This window comes from Salmonella sp. SAL00670 (assembly GCF_046552235.1).
Lineage (GTDB): Bacteria > Pseudomonadota > Gammaproteobacteria > Enterobacterales > Enterobacteriaceae > Salmonella > Salmonella enterica.
On sequence record NZ_JBGDUO010000005.1, the window covers coordinates 161850 to 178460 of the forward strand.

The following is a 16611-nucleotide window of genomic DNA, read 5'->3' on the forward strand; positions in this document are numbered from 1 at the left end:
CCGGGCGACTCCGCGTTAGCCCGGCCTGTAGTCGTGATTAGCCCGGTAAGCGTAGCGCTGCCGGGCGCTTTCAGTAAAGGAACCCACACTATGTATATCGGGATCGATCTTGGTACATCGGGTGTAAAAGCTATCCTGTTGAATGAGCAGGGCGATGTGCTGGCTACGCATACTGAAAAACTGACCGTATCGCGTCCGCATCCCTTATGGTCGGAACAGGAACCAGAGCAGTGGTGGCAGGCGACGGATCGTGCGGTTAAAGGTTTAGGTCGGCAACAGTCGTTAAGTGGCGTCCGGGCGTTGGGCATCGCCGGACAAATGCATGGCGCGACATTGCTTGATAGCCGTCAGCAGGTTCTGCGACCAGCGATTTTATGGAATGACGGACGCTGTAGCGAAGAGTGCGCCTGGCTGGAAAAACAGGTGCCGCAGTCGCGTGCGATAACCGGTAATCTGATGATGCCCGGTTTTACCGCGCCCAAATTAGTCTGGGTGCAGCGCCACGAACCGGATATTTTCTACCAGATAGACAAGGTTCTGCTGCCGAAAGATTTTCTGCGGCTGCGAATGACAGGCGTCTTTGCCAGCGATATGTCGGATGCGGCGGGAACGATGTGGCTGGACGTGAAAAAGCGCGACTGGAGCGACGTTATGCTCAACGCCTGTCATTTAACCCGACAGCAGATGCCAGCGTTATTTGAAGGTAGTGACATTACCGGAACGTTGCTGCCGGAGGTCGCCAGCGCATGGGGAATGCCAACAGTACCCGTGGTGGCGGGCGGCGGCGACAATGCGGCAGGCGCGGTCGGCGTAGGAATGATCGATGCCGGACAGGCGATGCTCTCGCTCGGAACATCGGGCGTCTATTTTGCCGTCAGCGACGGCTTTCTGAGTAAACCGGAGAGCGCAGTACACAGTTTTTGCCATGCGCTGCCGGAACGCTGGCATTTAATGTCTGTGATGTTGAGCGCCGCCTCTTGTCTGGACTGGGCGGCTAAACTCACCGGGCAGGAGAACGTCCCGGCGCTGATTGCCGCCGCACAGCAGGCGGATGAGCATGCCGATTCGATCTGGTTTTTGCCGTACCTGTCCGGCGAGCGCACGCCGCACAATAATCCGCAGGCAAAAGGCGTTTTCTTTGGTTTAACCCATCAGCATGGCCCGGCGGAACTGGCGCGGGCGGTACTGGAGGGCGTGGGATATGCTCTGGCGGACGGTATGGATGTGGTTCACGCCTGCGGCGTCAAACCCGCCAGCGTGACGCTTATCGGCGGCGGGGCGCGCAGCGAATACTGGCGTCAGATGCTATCTGATATTAGCGGGCTACAGCTTGATTATCGTACTGGCGGCGATGTAGGGCCAGCGCTGGGCGCGGCGCGTCTGGCGCAAATTGCGGTGAATAAACAGACTCCGCTCGCCGATGTATTGCCGCAGTTGCCGCTGGAGCAGGCGCATTATCCTGATGCGCAGCGTCATGCGGTTTATCAACAACGTCGTGAAACCTTCCGTCGACTTTATCAGCAGCTGTTGCCGTTGATGTCATAAGTCAGAATGCCTTTCGGTTTTGGCCGAAAGGCATTTCCCGTAAATATTAATTCTATTGAATTATATCGAAGTAAGTATGTGTGTTTTCTGATTTTTATATTATTGCTGGGCAGGCGCCTTTTTCATCGCTATTTCTTCGCTTAATGTGTCTCACACAACCACAAGGAGAGTGAGATGGACGATCACGTTGCGCGCAGGAAACGGATATTCGGCCTGGGAATGTTAGTTGTCGGTGCAGTGGTATACCTGGTGGGACTGTGGCCAGGCTGTCATACATTAAGCGAAAAGGGATATTTTTTTGCGGCAATCGTCATGTGTGGTTTTCCAGTCTTAATTCGCCAGGAACACACGGGAAATGGCCGCTTGCTTTCTCGTTGCAAATCTTTGCTGTTGCTTGGCATCGGCATGGTCGCGGTCGGCGTATTTAACCTGGCGCTGGCGGGCGCGCTGAAAATACTGTGTCTGGTGGCGCTGGGGGTCAGTATATATGGAACCGATCTTTACGCTTCCTACAGTGATGATGAATGATGGCCGGAGCCATCATTGTCGTTTAGCTAACCCATTTCCGTTTATCAATACGCTGTAACAGCATGGAAAGTAGCAGGCTTCCTGTCACCGTCGCGGCAAAAACCCACACGATGTCTAACGGCGGCCAACGTTTTAACTCCAGACCATTAGTACGTAGCGCATGGATAATCAGCGCGTGGAAACCATAAATACCCAGCGAGTGGCGGGAGATAAGCCCCAGTCCAGGTAACGTCCGCGCATTCAGCTTATTTTTAACTACCGTGAACAGTGAGACGGCGCAAATAAACACCATGGGACCGCAATACAGATACCAGGTATCGGCAAAATTTCCGCGCCAGCGTAATTCATGCAATGTGCCGCGAGAAATAACAAATACCGCGATGATGAACAGGGCAGCGCAGATAAGCGTCAGCGATGGCTTTTGCGTCTCCATCATGCCAATGGCGCGGCCCAGGATACCGTAGAGAATGTAGTAGAACGTGTCGCCGTTGATATACAGATTGATGGGCAACCATTCAACGCCGCCGATTTTTTGCGGCACAGTATTTGGGTTAGCAATAATACCAATGATCACCATCAGCATCAGGAGCATTTTGCCGCTCACGTTTTTTACCTGGATTAATGGCGATACCAGGTAGATCACCGCAATCGCAAAGAAAAACCACAGGTGGTAAAACACGGGTTTTTGCAGCACATTTTTTAGCGAAAGCTCGACGTTGATCGAAGTAAAAAGTGAAATGTAAGCCAGGGCGACAACGCTGTAAAAGATAAGGCACAGGGCGATACGTAAAAAATGCCGCGGTTGCGCGCAGCGCTCGCCAAAAAAAAGATAGCCTGAAATCATAAAAAACAGGGGAACGCTAACGCGCGAAGCCGAATTCAGGACATTCGCAATATCCCAGTTTAGCGGGCTGACGCTGTGGGCGTTGGTGATGTACCACGTTGTAGTATGGATCATCACTACCATTAAACAGGCGATCCCTCGCAGGTTATCAATCCAGTTAATTTTAGGCTGCATCAGTTCCTCAGCTTCCGTTTGAATAGAGTTCCAGCGCGGTGGCTCACTGGAAAAATCCGACTTTCTACGCTACATCTTGTGATGGCGTAAGGAGATTCGCACAATGTTTCTGTTACCCACAAACCTTAATAATAAGACTGACCAGCAAACCAGACGGTAATAAAAATGATAATGAAGTATTTCTGTACTGTGATGATAGCCATCGCTCTGGTGGGATGCACTGCGACACCGCCACCGACGCAAAAAGCCCAGCAGAGTAAAGTGAGCCCAACACGCACGCTGGATATGGAAGCATTGTGTAAAGCTCAGGCGGCGCAGCGTTACAATACTGGCGCACAGAAAATTGCTGTTACCGGTTTCGAACAGTTTCAGGGGAGCTATGAGATGCGGGGTAATACCTTCCGTAAAGAGAGTTTTGTCTGCTCTTTTGATGCAGATGGGCAGTTTTTACATCTTTCTATGCGGTAAAAGCCGCGCCTGGTGAGGTGTGATGCCGCGAAATCCGGCAATTTTCGCTAAACAAACCGGTTTCATACTGTATATCTCGCATCCAGCGGGTATACTGGCTCCTTCCTTTAAATCCACACGTATCCAGCACGAAATAATATGCAAAAGTTTGATACCAGGACCTTCCAGGGCTTGATCCTGACCTTACAGGATTACTGGGCTCGCCAGGGCTGCACCATTGTTCAACCATTGGACATGGAAGTCGGCGCGGGAACTTCTCATCCAATGACCTGCCTGCGCGCGCTGGGGCCAGAGCCGATGGCGACTGCCTATGTGCAGCCTTCTCGTCGTCCGACCGATGGCCGCTACGGCGAAAACCCGAACCGCTTACAGCACTACTATCAGTTCCAGGTAGTGATTAAACCGTCTCCGGAGAATATTCAGGAGCTGTACCTCGGTTCTCTGAAAGAGCTGGGTATGGACCCGACCATTCACGACATCCGTTTCGTGGAAGATAACTGGGAGAACCCGACGCTGGGCGCCTGGGGACTCGGCTGGGAAGTGTGGCTGAATGGCATGGAAGTGACGCAGTTCACCTACTTCCAGCAGGTCGGCGGCCTGGAGTGCAAGCCGGTGACCGGTGAAATCACCTACGGTCTGGAACGTCTGGCGATGTATATCCAGGGCGTGGACAGCGTTTACGACCTGGTCTGGAGCGATGGCCCGCTGGGTAAAACCACCTACGGCGACGTGTTCCATCAAAACGAAGTGGAGCAGTCCACCTATAACTTTGAATACGCCGATGTGGATTTCTTATTCACCTGCTTCGAGCAGTATGAGAAAGAAGCCCAGCAGCTGCTGGCGCTGGAAAACCCGCTGCCGCTGCCAGCCTACGAACGTATTCTGAAAGCCGCCCATAGCTTCAACCTGCTGGATGCGCGTAAAGCTATCTCCGTCACCGAACGTCAGCGCTACATTTTGCGTATTCGCACCCTGACCAAAGCAGTGGCAGAAGCTTATTATGCTTCCCGTGAAGCCCTCGGCTTCCCGATGTGCAACAAAGACAAGTAAGAGGCGGCCATGTCTGAGAAAACTTTTCTGGTGGAAATCGGCACTGAAGAGCTGCCACCAAAAGCACTGCGCAGTTTGGCTGAGTCCTTTGCTGCGAACTTCACTGCGGAGCTGGATAACGCCGGCCTCGCGCACGGTAACGTTGAATGGTTTGCCGCCCCGCGCCGTCTGGCGCTGAAAGTGACGAATCTTGCTGAATCTCAGCCCGATCGCGAAGTCGAAAAACGTGGTCCGGCGATTGCTCAGGCGTTTGACGCCGAAGGCAAACCGAGCAAAGCGGCAGAAGGCTGGGCGCGCGGCTGCGGGATCACCGTTGATCAGGCCGAGCGTCTGAAGACCGACAAAGGCGAATGGCTGCTGTATCGTGCCCACGTGAAGGGCGAAAGTACCGAAGCGCTGGTGCCGAACATGGTAGCCACCTCGCTGGCGAAACTACCGATCCCGAAACTGATGCGCTGGGGCGCGTCTGACGTACACTTCGTGCGTCCGGTGCACACCGTGACCCTGCTGTTGGGCGATAAGGTCATTCCGGCGACTATTCTGGGTATTCAGTCTGACCGCGTCATTCGCGGCCACCGCTTTATGGGTGAGCCGGAGTTCACTATCGACAATGCTGACCAGTACCCGCAAATTCTGCTGGAGCGCGGTAAAGTCATTGCCGACTACGAAGCGCGTAAAGCCAAAATCAAAGCGGACGCTGAAGAAGCAGCACGTAAGATTGGCGGTAATGCCGACCTGAGCGAAAGCCTGCTGGAAGAAGTAGCTTCGCTGGTGGAATGGCCGGTGGTATTGACGGCGAAATTCGAAGAGAAATTCCTCGCCGTGCCTGCCGAAGCGCTGGTGTACACCATGAAGGGCGACCAGAAGTATTTCCCGGTTTATGACAACGCGGGCAAGCTGCTGCCGAACTTTATCTTCGTCGCCAACATCGAGTCGAAAGATCCGACCCAGATTATCTCCGGTAACGAGAAAGTGGTGCGTCCGCGTCTGGCAGATGCTGAATTCTTCTTCAATACCGACCGTAAAAAACGTCTGGAAGACCATCTGCCGCGTCTACAAACCGTGCTGTTCCAGCAACAGCTGGGCACGCTGCGCGACAAGACCGACCGTATTCAGGCGCTGGCGGGCTGGATTGCCGGTCAGATTGGCGCTGACGTCAACCACGCCACTCGTGCGGGCCTGCTCTCCAAGTGCGACCTGATGACCAACATGGTCTTCGAGTTCACCGACACCCAGGGCGTGATGGGGATGCACTACGCGCGCCATGATGGTGAAGCGGAAGATGTGGCTGTGGCGCTTAACGAGCAGTATCAGCCGCGCTTTGCCGGTGATGACCTGCCGTCTAACCCGGTGGCCTGCGCGCTGGCGATCGCCGATAAGATGGACACTCTAGCGGGTATCTTCGGTATCGGCCAGCATCCGAAAGGTGACAAAGACCCGTTTGCGCTGCGTCGTGCCGCGCTGGGCGTGCTGCGCATCATCGTTGAGAAGAACCTCGCTCTTGATCTGCAAACGCTGACCGAAGAAGCGGTGCGTCTGTATGGCGACAAGCTGACCAATGCCAACGTAGTCGATGATGTGATCGATTTTATGCTGGGTCGCTTCCGCGCCTGGTATCAGGATGAAGGTTACACCGTCGACACTATCCAGGCGGTACTGGCGCGTCGTCCGACCCGTCCGGCAGATTTTGATGCCCGCATGAAGGCGGTGTCTCATTTCCGCACCCTGGAAGAAGCCTCTGCGCTGGCGGCGGCGAACAAGCGCGTCTCCAACATCCTGGCGAAAGCCACTGAGCCGCTGAACGATATCGTCCACGCCTCCGTACTGAAAGAAGCGGCGGAAATTGAGTTGGCCAGACATCTGGTTGTGCTGCGTGATAAGCTTCAGCCGTACTTTGCCGATGGTCGTTATCAGGAAGCGTTGATTGAGCTGGCTGCTCTGCGCGCTCCGGTGGATGAATTCTTCGAAAATGTCATGGTTAACGCGGAAGAGAAAGATATCCGTATCAACCGCCTGACGCTGTTGTCGAAACTTCGCGAACTGTTCCTGCAGGTTGCGGATATTTCGTTACTGCAATAAGCGTTCAGTTAAATAAACAAAAACCTGCTCTCGGGCAGGTTTTTGTATTTTTAACGTAATGGTAATTCCGTCAGACAGGTCTGGCTGTCATCTCTGGTGGCAATGGCATGTGACGCCGTTTTACCGTTGTAGCTTACTTCCAGCGTCCCTTCCATATTGCGCGGTAGCCAAACACCGATAAATCCGTTTCGATAGCTTTGCATCTCTTTTTGTACGATGACAGCGCCTTTACTGTCTGTCACTTTTACAGTGAACGGTTTATTCGGCATTTCTCCCTGACAGCCGGAAAGGCTGTGGTTAAAACAGGGGTGTGTCCGCCATTCATAGGGCGCAAAAGAGAGATAGAATTTGTCGCCTAACGGCAGCGTATAAATCTGCTTTCCGTCAGATAATTTGAGTTCGGTACTGGTAATCGACGCGGAGTAAGGCAAAGGACGGCTCTGCGGCGTCTGATCAATCGAATCCACGATCTGCTCAACCGTTTTTCCCGCCAGCCCATGTTGCGCCAGAAAAGCGGATTCTGAGGATGCCGCAAGCGCGGAGCCGCTGGCGCATAAACCCAAAAGTAATAACCATGATGATTTCGACATAACTTCAATTCCTTGTGAACAATCTCCTTGCCTACTATAGGGGTTCCCCTAAGGGAAAGGTCAAAGGGACACAGGGTAAAGTAATGCAAAGTTATGCTGGCGGGAGAGGGGGAATTGGAATAAAAAAAATCCCCGCCATCAGGCAGGGATTCAAAATTCTGAGCTTTTTAAGCTTACAGGCTGGTTACGTTGCCAGCTGCCGGGCCTTTAGCGCCGCTTTCGATGGTGAAGGAAACTTTCTGACCTTCGTCCAGAGATTTGTAACCATCGTTCTGAATAGCGGAGAAGTGTACGAACACGTCTTTAGAACCGTCATCAGGAGTAATAAAGCCGAAGCCTTTATCAGCGTTGAACCATTTTACGATACCAGTCATTTTACCGGACATAGTGTATTACCTTTTAAAAAATAAGTGTGCCTTTCGGCGTTATGGCGTGCTTTACAGATTTTTTAAGCGTTAAGGAAATGCGCACTACGAGGGGTATCTAATGGATAACTCTTGAAGGGACTTGCCTTACTAAACTGCTTTAATGGTCTGTACGTCAAACCGTTGAGCACATTAACTCATGTAATGCCGGGCGATGCAACTTTTATTTTACTTTATTTCTCCAGGTCAGGAATCGGGCGGGGAAAACGGTCCTTACGCAGGACCGTTAAAACAGAAAGGGGTAAAAATTACTCCATCAATTGCTTACTTAAGCGTGGGTTCGCCTGTATCAGGCGCATCAATTTAAGCTCTGCTGGCGTGGGTTTTTCGCGTTTCGATTCCCATTCCTGAACCATGGCAACCGTTACGCCCAGCGCTCTGGCGAATTCATCTGTTTTTAGTCCCGTTCCTCTCCGTAACTGTTCAAATTCGGTAAAAGGATTGGGTTTTTGCGTCAGGGTGATCTTTCGCGTTTCATCTTTAAAAACAATTTGTTCCAGGCTGCTCAGCAGCTCAAACATCGGATCTTTATATTCCATTGAGAACTCCTGTAAATCACACAGCGGGATCGTGAAGTGCATCGAAGCCTCTTAAGAATAGTCGGGAAACTTGCGGGTGGGGGGCGACGCGCCGCCAGGAAGCGCTATCGATTCGTTTCGATGCCTTACGCTACGCGACTTTTAGGACGCTAACAATTTGATCCAGGAAGGTATATCCGTCTTTCAGAAAATAATTGTAAAGATTAAAAAAATATTACATCCCCCGCTGGAAAGCTTTCTTGCCGCGTTTTTTATCGCAGTGTCAGACCAAAAATTAACAATAAAATAACAAATTAAGCATTGATGCAGATAAACATAATTTTCCGCTACAAGATCGCGTGGAAAGGGTATCCTGCAAGCCTGACCTGGACTATCCTTGTAAGCCGTCAGGCACGCAGGTGTCGTTGTGCGCATTTTTGGGTGAAAGGAGTATTAACAATGGCGACAGGTAAGTCCTGCTCTCGCTGGTTTGCGCCTGTTGTGGCGTTATTAATGGTGTTTAGCCTGAGCGGGTGTTTTGATAAAGAAGGCGATCAGCGCAAAGCGTTTGTCGATTTCCTGCAGAATACAGCAATGCGTAGCGGAGAGCGTTTACCAACGCTGACGGCCGATCAGAAAAAACAGTTTGGTCCGTTCGTGTCTGATTACGCGATACTGTATGGCTACTCGCAGCAGGTAAACCAGGCGATGGATTCCGGTCTGCGCCCGGTGGTCGATAGCGTTAACGCCATCCGCGTTCCGCAGGATTATATGACGCAACGCGAGCCGCTGCGGCAGGCAAATGGTTCGTTAGGCGTGCTGGCGCAACAGTTGCAGAATGCAAAACTGCAGGCTGATGCCGCGCATGGCGCGTTAAAGCAGGCCGATGACCTGAAACCTGTGTTTGATCAGGTCTACAAAAAAGTAGTCACCGTGCCGGCAGATGCTTTGCAGCCGCTGATCCCGGCGGCGCAGATCTTTACGCAGCAGTTGGTACAAGTGGGCGATTATATTGCGCAACAGGGCGAGCAGGTGAGCTTTGTCGCGAACGGCATTCAGTTCCCGACCTCACAGCAGGCCAGCCAATATAATGCGCTGATTGGGCCGTTGGCCTCGCAGCATCAGGCGTTTAATCAGGCCTGGACGGCGGCGGTAAACGCGACCCAGTAATGACAGTCTGCCCGATAAGCGCAAGCCAGCGCTTATCGGGCCTGTAGCGTTATCCCGCCGCTTGCGGATTGACGCAGTTCTTCTCTATTTTTCCCTGCAGCGCATCAATCAAATTATCCACCGCACAGGCCATCATGTTGTAGCGCGTCTCATGCGTTGCCGAGCCAATATGCGGCACCGCGACGACATTAGACATGTTCAGCAGGGGCGAATCCACAGATAGCGGTTCCTGTTCAAAGACATCCAGACCTGCCGCATATATTTCACCGTTTTGCAGCGCGGCAATCAGCGCGTTTTCATCGACCACCGGGCCGCGTCCGGCATTAATAAAAATGGCGGACGATTTCATTCTGGCAAACTGTGTTGCGCCAAACAGATGTCGCGTTTCTGCCGTTAGCGGCAGGATCACGCAGACAAAATCAGCCTCCTGCAACAACGTATCCAGATCGCAGTAGCGGGCGTTAAACCGGTCTTCCGCCTCCTGATGCCGCCGACGGGCGTGATAGAGAACCGGCATGGTAAACCCAAAGTGCGCTCGCTGCGCCAGCGCCATCCCGATACGCCCCATCCCAACGATACCGAGTGTTTTGTGATGCACATCGACGCCAAACCATGCCGGGCCAATGCTTTCCGTCCATTCACCCGCCTTAACCCGTTCTGCGACGTCCACCACGCGGCGGGCAGTGGCCAGCATCAACGCCATCACCGTATCGGCAACGGTTTCCGTCAAAACGGTAGGCGTGTGCATCAGGACTATTTTGCGGGCAGTAAGGGCGTCCACCTCGACATTATCGTATCCCACCGAGATGGTCGACGCCGCGCGTAGCGCCGGCATTTTTTCCAGCAGCGCGCGGTTAACGGTTTCGCTGGTGCCCAGAAGGCCTTGCGCGCTGGCAAATGCCTGCGCGTGTCGCGCGACCGTTTCCGGATGCAGGTTCGGTACCTGGGTGACGGTAAAATGCGCCTCCAGGCGATGCAGCAAATCATCAGGCAGGGTTTTGTAGAGAATGATGGACGGCTTCATGCGACTCTCCATAAATCAAAAGGTAAGCGCGGCATGCGCCAACCGGAACAGGCTTATTATTAACCCGCTTAGCAATAATCGACCAGCCGATTTTCCCGTTGTCGGCAGCCGTATCGTGGTAAATGGTGAATGAATACCGAATAATGCGAGGTGTATCCGGTCTGGCGAGGGAATAATGCAGGCCGGGTAAAGCATGCCGCCTTACCCGGTACGGTAGTTTACTGCAATGGACTCAAGGTAATTTCGACGCGGCGGTTTTGCGCTTTACCTTCTGCCGTACTGTTGCTGGCGATCGGGTTCGCCGGACCCATTCCGCTGGTACGGATACGGCTGGCGTCGACGCCCTGGGTGATCAGCGAGCTGGCGACGGAGTCAGCACGCTGCTGCGACAGACGCATATTCAGATCGTGGCTACCGGTACTGTCGGTGTAGCCCACCACATTGACGGCGGTCTTGGGATACTCTTTTAGCACCATCGCCACGCCGGTCAGCGTGTTAGCGCCTGCCGGTTTCAGCGTCGCGCTGCTGCTGTCGAAGGTGACATTATTCGGCATATTCAGAATGATATTATCGCCGCTTCGCGTCACGCTAACACCTGTGCCCCGCATTTTGTCACGCAGTTTCGCTTCCTGTACGTCCATGTAGTAACCCACGCCGCCGCCCAGCGCCGCGCCAGCCGCCGCGCCAATCAGCGCGCCTTTACCGCGATCTTTTTTGGAGGAGGAGAGCGCGCCGATGCCTGCGCCGACCAGCGATCCAATACCCGCGCCAATGCCGGATTTACCTGCTTCGCGTTCGCCGGTGTAAGGGTTTGTTGTGCAGCCAGATACTGCCAGGGCGCCGCTCACGATGGCAGCAATCACAAATACACGTTTTTTCATCTTAAATCCTTATCACTTTTTTATTTTTACCACAGCGACCGTGGCGGTTGATTATGACGTCTGCACATGAAGAAAATTCCAGGGAAAACTCTGAAATTTGTAAGTAACATTGATCGGCAAAATAAATAATCCCAATAATTCAGGAGCGAACCTTGACCCACGCACCATCGCGTCATTCGGTATTGACCGCCGCACACTGGGGGCCAGTCCGCGTTGAAACCGACGGAGAACGCATTTTTGCCTCGTATGGCGAACTCCCGACGGCACACCAGAACTCCCTGCAAACCGTTGTGCATGACCAGGTGCACAGTAAAACGCGGGTTCGCTTCCCGATGGTGCGTAAAGGGTTCCTGGCTTCTCCCGATAAGCCGCAAGGCATACGCGGGCAGGATGAGTTTGTTCGCGTAAGTTGGGATGACGCGCTGGACCTGATCCACGCTCAGCACAAACGTATTCGCGAAAGTTATGGGCCATCGTCCATCTTCGCCGGCTCCTACGGTTGGCGTTCGAACGGCGTATTGCATAAAGCGGCTACACTATTGCAGCGTTACATGGCGCTGGCGGGAGGGTATACCGGCCATCTTGGCGATTATTCCACCGGCGCGGCGCAGGCTATCATGCCTTATGTGGTGGGTGGCAACGAGGTTTACCAGCAGCAGACTAGCTGGCCGGTGGTGCTGGAACATAGCGAGGTGGTGGTGCTCTGGAGCGCGAACCCGCTGAATACTCTGAAAATTGCCTGGAACGCCTCGGATGAACAGGGGCTCGACTATTTTGCGGCGTTGCGACAAAGCGGCAAACGCCTGATCTGCATCGATCCAATGCGATCGGAAAGTGTCGACTTTTTTGGCGATAAGATGGAGTGGATCGCCCCACATATGGGCACCGATGTGGCGTTAATGCTGGGGATCGCCCATACGCTGGTGGAAAACGGTTGGCAGGATGAAACGTTCCTTGCCCGCTGCACGACGGGTTATGACCGCTTCGCCGACTATCTTTTGGGCACGACCGACGGCACGGCCAAAACAGCGGAATGGGCGGCAGAAATTTGCGGCGTTTCTGCGGTGAAAATCCGCGAACTGGCGGAAATATTTCATCATAACACCACCATGTTGATGGCCGGTTGGGGAATGCAGCGTCAGCAGTTCGGCGAGCAAAAGCACTGGATGATCGTTACGCTGGCCGCAATGCTGGGGCAAATTGGTACGCCTGGCGGCGGGTTTGGTTTTTCTTATCATTTTGCTAACGGCGGAAACCCGACGCGCCGCGCCGCCGTGTTAGCGTCGATGCAGGGAAGCATCCCTGGCGGGGTCGATGCGGTAGATAAAATACCGGTGGCGCGTATTGTCGAGGCGCTGGAAAACCCCGGTGGGTTTTACCAACACAATGGGATGGATCGCCGCTTCCCGGATATTCGTTTTATCTGGTGGGCGGGCGGCGCGAACTTTACCCATCATCAGGATACCAACCGTCTGATTCGCGCGTGGCAAAAACCGGAACTGGTCGTTATCTCGGAATGTTTCTGGACGGCCGCCACGAAACACGCGGATATTGTTCTGCCTGCGACCACCAGCTATGAGCGCAACGATTTAACCATGACCGGCGACTATAGCAATCAGCATTTGGCGCCGATGAAGCAGGTCGTGTCGCCCCGGTGGGAGGCGCGGAATGATTTTGACGTTTTTGCTGAACTGAGCGAACGGTGGGAAGCCGGCGGTTACGCTCGGTTCACCGAAGGAAAAAGCGAGCTGGCGTGGCTGGAGACTTTCTACAATATTGCCGCCCAGCGTGGCGCCAGCCAGGGGGTGACGCTGCCGCCATTTGCCGCATTCTGGCAGGCTAACCGTTTACTGGAGATGCCGGAAAATCCCGCCAACGCGCAGTTTGTGCGCTTCGCGGATTTTCGCCGCGATCCTGATAACCATCCGCTAAAAACGGCCAGCGGCAAAATCGAAATCTATTCTGCGCGCATTGCCAGCTATGGTTATGCGGATTGTCCCGGTCATCCGATGTGGCTGGCGCCGGATGAGTGGCACGGGAACGCCGATGCGGGGCAGGTTCAGCTACTTTCCGCGCATCCGGCGCACCGTCTGCATAGCCAGCTTAACTACAGTTCGTTACGGGAGCGGTATGCGGTGGCCGGACGCGAACCGGTGACGATTCATCCGCAGGATGCGACAACGCGCGGAATCGTCGATGGCGATACGGTACGCGTCTGGAATCATCGCGGGCAGGTTCTGGCGGGCGCGGTCGTTACCGACGGAATTCGGCCTGGCGTTATCTGTATTCACGAAGGCGCATGGCCGGACCCTGAACCTACCGCAGGCGGCATATGCAAAAACGGCGCGGTAAACGTCCTGACAAAAGATCTTCCCAGTTCCCGGCTGGGGAACGGTTGTGCGGGCAACACCGCGCTGGTCTGGTTTGAGAAATATACCGGCCCGGCGCTACCGCTTACGGCGTTTGATCCGCCTGCCAACTCATAATCCAGGTGGGATGGGCGGTATCCTCCTGCCAGGCGCTATCTTCAATACGAAAACCAAGCGCATGGTAGAAGTTTACGGCGGATTGATTTTTCTGGTAAACCTCAAGGCTCAGCAGAGGAAAACGTTGCTGGACATATTCCAGAAGCGCTTTGCCAATGCCCTGTCTTAACGCGTCGGGGGCGACAAACAGCGCCCCGACAAAACGGGCTTCCAGTACGCTGACGAAGCCTTTCAGTTGTCCATTTTCCTCCCATACCCAGGTTTGCGCGGCGGGTAAATAGACGTCGCGTACAATTGCTTCGCTCTCGTGCCAGTAACGTTCTTCGATAAAGGGATGGGCATAAATGGTACTTTTCATCCACAGCGCCAGAATAGACGCCATGTCTTCACTCTGGGATTTGCGAATCATGTTTTTCTCCCGGATGGCAAAAACAGCCGGTAATATGGTCGTTGACCAGTCCGCACGCCTGCATAAAGGAGTAACAGATAGTCGTACCGACAAACTTGAAACCGCGTTTTTTCAATGCCTTAGCAAGCGCATCGGACGCAGGTGTTGAGGTGGGGATCTTATCCAGGCTGGCCGCCTGGGTGATCTGCGGCTGGCCATCAACGAATGACCAGACAAAATCGGCGAAAGACTCGCCGTTTTGCTCCATCGCAAGCCAGGCGCGGGCGTTACTGATAATGGCCTGAATTTTACCGCGATGTCGTATGATGCCCGTGTTCTGCAGCAGGCGTTCAACCTCCTCCTCCTGCATAGCTGCGATGCGTACCGGGTCAAACTGATGAAAACAGGCGCGGTAGTTCTCCCTCTTTTTAAGCACGGTGATCCAGGATAAACCGGCCTGTTGACCTTCAAGACAGAGCATTTCAAACAGCTTTCTGCTATCGGTTTCCGGCACGCCCCACTCGTTATCATGATAGGCAATATAAAGGGGGTCCTGGCTGACCCAGTCGCAACGCTGCATAGACTTCCTCGTTATTGTGGTTACCGCGAAAATTTCCTTCAACCCGCCTTGACGGGCCCGCTAAAAGGACAATAGTTAATACAGGGCTGATGCCCGACATCCTTCATTCAATGACAATAATATCGCCGAATTCGGCTCTACTCTGGAGTCGCGTTGATGATTGTAAGAAAACGCCGTGGTCGCCGGACATTGCGTTGTCTGGCGGGCCTTATGGCCTGCTCGTTTTTTATCAATACCACGTATGCCTGGCAACAAGAATATATCGCTGAAGCGGCTCCGGGGCATACGACGGAACGCTATACCTGGGACAGCGATCACCAACCGAATTACAACGACATACTGGCCGAACGTATTCAGTCTACGCAAAATACGGTGGGGCCGGTGCTTAGCCTGGCGGATGAAACCCCGCTTGATGCGACCAGCGGTATCAGTATGGGCTGGAATTTTCCGCTTTCCCGACGCGTAACCACTGGGCCGGTCGCGGCGCTGCATTACGACGGTTCGACGTCATCAATGTATAACGAATATGGCGATAGCGCGACGACATTAGCGCTTACCGATCCGTTATGGCACGCCAGCGTCAGTACGTTAGGCTGGCGGGTAAACTCGCAGTTCGGCGATGTCCGTCCCTGGGCGCAAATCAGCTATAACCAACAGTTTGGGGAGAATATCTGGAAAGCGCAGTCCGGGTTGAGTCGTATGACCGCAGGAAATCAGGCTGGAAACTGGCTGGATGTCACCGTAGGCGCGGACGTGTTACTTAACCCGCACCTGGCGGCGTATGCGGCGTTTTCCCAGGCGGAAAATAGCGCTACGGATAGCGATTATTTGTATACCCTGGGGGTGAGCGCCAGGTTTTAACTTAAAAATTACCATCGAAACGCAGTGATAACAGCTCTTGTGGCGGGAGGGGGTTAGCGAAGCGTCTGCGTAACACATGCAACACCAGGCGTACAGCGCGCCCATTTGGTGCCCTTTTTTTTATTTAGCACAAATACCTAATCAATTGTAGTTAAAAAAACGTCTAATAAATAAGGAAGACATTTAACTTATTTATGAATAGGAAGAAATAATATATTAATTATATTAATTTATTCTTAATAAAAAATTACATTTATGTACGTTGCATTTGTAACATATTGATTTCTATTCTTTTTAAGATTAACTAACAATTATTTTTATATATACTAATTATAGTATCCAATACCCACCTCTATACACTCCATTTCCTCACAGAATGCAGATAATCCTAAGGATGCGTTCTGTTATCTACCGTCATAAATGGAGTTTTTAATGAAAAAGGTTGTTTTTGCTCTGTCTGCTCTCGCTGTAGTTTCCACTTCTGCTTTCGCTGCTGAATCTGGTGACGGCACCATTAAATTCACCGGTGAAATCGTTGACGCGCCATGCGTCGTTTCTACTGACTCTCAGAACCAGGAAGTTGTGCTGGGTCAGGTTAAGAAAAATATCTTCAAAGCCATTGGCGACAAGTCTTCTTCTAAGCCTTTCCAGATCAAACTGGAAGACTGTGACATCACCTCTAATACCAAAGTTAACGTAAGCTTCAATGGCGTTGGTGATACAGACGATGCGACACTGGTTTCTGTTAACACTGAAGCAGGTGCGGCAACTGGCGTGGGCATCGGTATCTACGACAACGCTAACAAGCTTGTTGAAATGAACACCGGTAAATCCACCACTACGTTGGCTGCTGGTCAGACCGTGCTGTACTACACCGCTAACTACGTTGCAACAAAAGATACTGTAACCACTGGTTACGGTAACGCAGAAGTGGACTTCAACCTGTCCTACGAATAATCGAATTTTCGTTAATACAGACAATCATAATGGCAACGGAAAT

At 52.9% G+C, this 16611-nt stretch carries 17 protein-coding genes; 9 read left to right on the top strand and 8 right to left on the bottom strand.

Features of this window, described 5'->3' with window-relative positions; all coding sequences use genetic code 11:
* The first annotated feature begins 90 nt into the window (after positions 1-90).
* Both xylB and ACLJRS_RS17085 read left to right on the top strand, forming a co-directional pair.
* On the top strand, positions 91-1545 hold the full coding sequence (gene xylB / locus ACLJRS_RS17080; RefSeq protein ID WP_000275328.1) for a xylulokinase: 1455 nt from the start codon (positions 91-93) through the stop codon (positions 1543-1545).
* Between the two features lie 174 nt (positions 1546-1719).
* Complete coding sequence (locus ACLJRS_RS17085; RefSeq protein WP_000340935.1) at positions 1720-2073, top strand: YiaA/YiaB family protein; 354 nt, start codon at positions 1720-1722, stop codon at positions 2071-2073.
* Positions 2074-2095: 22 nt separating this feature from the next.
* Here ACLJRS_RS17085 and ACLJRS_RS17090 read toward each other — a convergent pair whose 3' ends face one another.
* Positions 2096-3091, bottom strand: coding sequence for an acyltransferase (locus ACLJRS_RS17090; protein WP_001182577.1), 996 nt, complete (start codon positions 3089-3091; stop codon positions 2096-2098).
* A 165-nt stretch (positions 3092-3256) separates the two neighbouring features.
* Between ACLJRS_RS17090 and ACLJRS_RS17095 the strand changes: the two genes are divergently transcribed.
* From ACLJRS_RS17095 to glyS, 3 genes are all read left to right on the top strand, one after another.
* On the top strand, positions 3257-3559 hold the full coding sequence (locus ACLJRS_RS17095) for a YsaB family lipoprotein (protein ID WP_000605592.1): 303 nt from the start codon (positions 3257-3259) through the stop codon (positions 3557-3559).
* A gap of 138 nt (positions 3560-3697) precedes the next feature.
* Positions 3698-4609, top strand: coding sequence for a glycine--tRNA ligase subunit alpha (gene glyQ, locus ACLJRS_RS17100; RefSeq protein WP_001168556.1), 912 nt, complete (start codon positions 3698-3700; stop codon positions 4607-4609).
* A gap of 9 nt (positions 4610-4618) precedes the next feature.
* Positions 4619-6688, top strand: a complete 2070-nt coding sequence (glyS, locus tag ACLJRS_RS17105) for a glycine--tRNA ligase subunit beta (protein WP_001291751.1) — start codon at positions 4619-4621, stop codon at positions 6686-6688.
* A 50-nt stretch (positions 6689-6738) separates the two neighbouring features.
* Here the strand turns inward: glyS and cueP are convergent, their stop codons facing one another.
* The 3 genes from cueP to ACLJRS_RS17120 all read right to left on the bottom strand — a co-directional run bounded on the left by cueP (position 6739) and on the right by ACLJRS_RS17120 (position 8242).
* Positions 6739-7278 (bottom strand): copper-binding periplasmic metallochaperone CueP, encoded by a 540-nt coding sequence (gene cueP, locus ACLJRS_RS17110; protein WP_000047142.1) that lies wholly within the window; start codon positions 7276-7278, stop codon positions 6739-6741.
* A 173-nt stretch (positions 7279-7451) separates the two neighbouring features.
* Complete coding sequence (gene cspA, locus ACLJRS_RS17115; RefSeq protein ID WP_000014594.1) at positions 7452-7664, bottom strand: RNA chaperone/antiterminator CspA; 213 nt, start codon at positions 7662-7664, stop codon at positions 7452-7454.
* Between the two features lie 287 nt (positions 7665-7951).
* Positions 7952-8242, bottom strand: coding sequence for an HTH-type transcriptional regulator (locus ACLJRS_RS17120; protein ID WP_000455790.1), 291 nt, complete (start codon positions 8240-8242; stop codon positions 7952-7954).
* Between the two features lie 438 nt (positions 8243-8680).
* Between ACLJRS_RS17120 and ACLJRS_RS17125 the strand changes: the two genes are divergently transcribed.
* Entirely contained in the window at positions 8681-9391 is a 711-nt protein-coding gene (locus ACLJRS_RS17125) for a DUF3053 domain-containing protein (protein WP_000190524.1), read from the top strand.
* 49 nt (positions 9392-9440) lie between these two features.
* On the opposite strand, the gene ghrB is transcribed toward ACLJRS_RS17125, so the two are convergent.
* Complete coding sequence (gene ghrB / locus ACLJRS_RS17130) at positions 9441-10415, bottom strand: glyoxylate/hydroxypyruvate reductase GhrB (protein WP_000804692.1); 975 nt, start codon at positions 10413-10415, stop codon at positions 9441-9443.
* 218 nt (positions 10416-10633) lie between these two features.
* Positions 10634-11296: an OmpA family lipoprotein gene (locus ACLJRS_RS17135; protein WP_000747548.1), complete on the bottom strand. Its 663-nt coding sequence runs from the start codon at positions 11294-11296 to the stop codon at positions 10634-10636.
* A gap of 152 nt (positions 11297-11448) precedes the next feature.
* On the opposite strand from ACLJRS_RS17135, the gene ACLJRS_RS17140 reads away from it, so the two are divergent.
* Positions 11449-13782 carry a molybdopterin guanine dinucleotide-containing S/N-oxide reductase gene (locus tag ACLJRS_RS17140; protein WP_000148465.1) on the top strand — a complete coding sequence of 778 codons (2334 nt, stop codon included), beginning with the start codon at positions 11449-11451 and terminating at the stop codon, positions 13780-13782.
* On the opposite strand, the gene ACLJRS_RS17145 is transcribed toward ACLJRS_RS17140, so the two are convergent.
* Entirely contained in the window at positions 13751-14191 is a 441-nt protein-coding gene (locus tag ACLJRS_RS17145) for an N-acetyltransferase (protein ID WP_000619905.1), read from the bottom strand. The genes ACLJRS_RS17140 and ACLJRS_RS17145 overlap by 32 nt on opposite strands.
* Positions 14169-14750 carry a DNA-3-methyladenine glycosylase I gene (tag, locus tag ACLJRS_RS17150; protein ID WP_001188426.1) on the bottom strand — a complete coding sequence of 194 codons (582 nt, stop codon included), beginning with the start codon at positions 14748-14750 and terminating at the stop codon, positions 14169-14171. Before tag ends, ACLJRS_RS17145 begins: the two co-directional genes overlap by 23 nt.
* A gap of 156 nt (positions 14751-14906) precedes the next feature.
* On the opposite strand from tag, the gene ACLJRS_RS17155 reads away from it, so the two are divergent.
* Together ACLJRS_RS17155 and lpfA are read left to right on the top strand one after the other, a co-directional pair.
* Positions 14907-15611 (top strand): autotransporter outer membrane beta-barrel domain-containing protein, encoded by a 705-nt coding sequence (locus ACLJRS_RS17155; RefSeq protein WP_000637072.1) that lies wholly within the window; start codon positions 14907-14909, stop codon positions 15609-15611.
* Positions 15612-16043: 432 nt separating this feature from the next.
* Entirely contained in the window at positions 16044-16568 is a 525-nt protein-coding gene (lpfA, locus tag ACLJRS_RS17160; RefSeq protein ID WP_001519917.1) for a long polar fimbria major subunit LpfA, read from the top strand.
* The last annotated feature ends 43 nt before the right edge of the window (positions 16569-16611 follow it).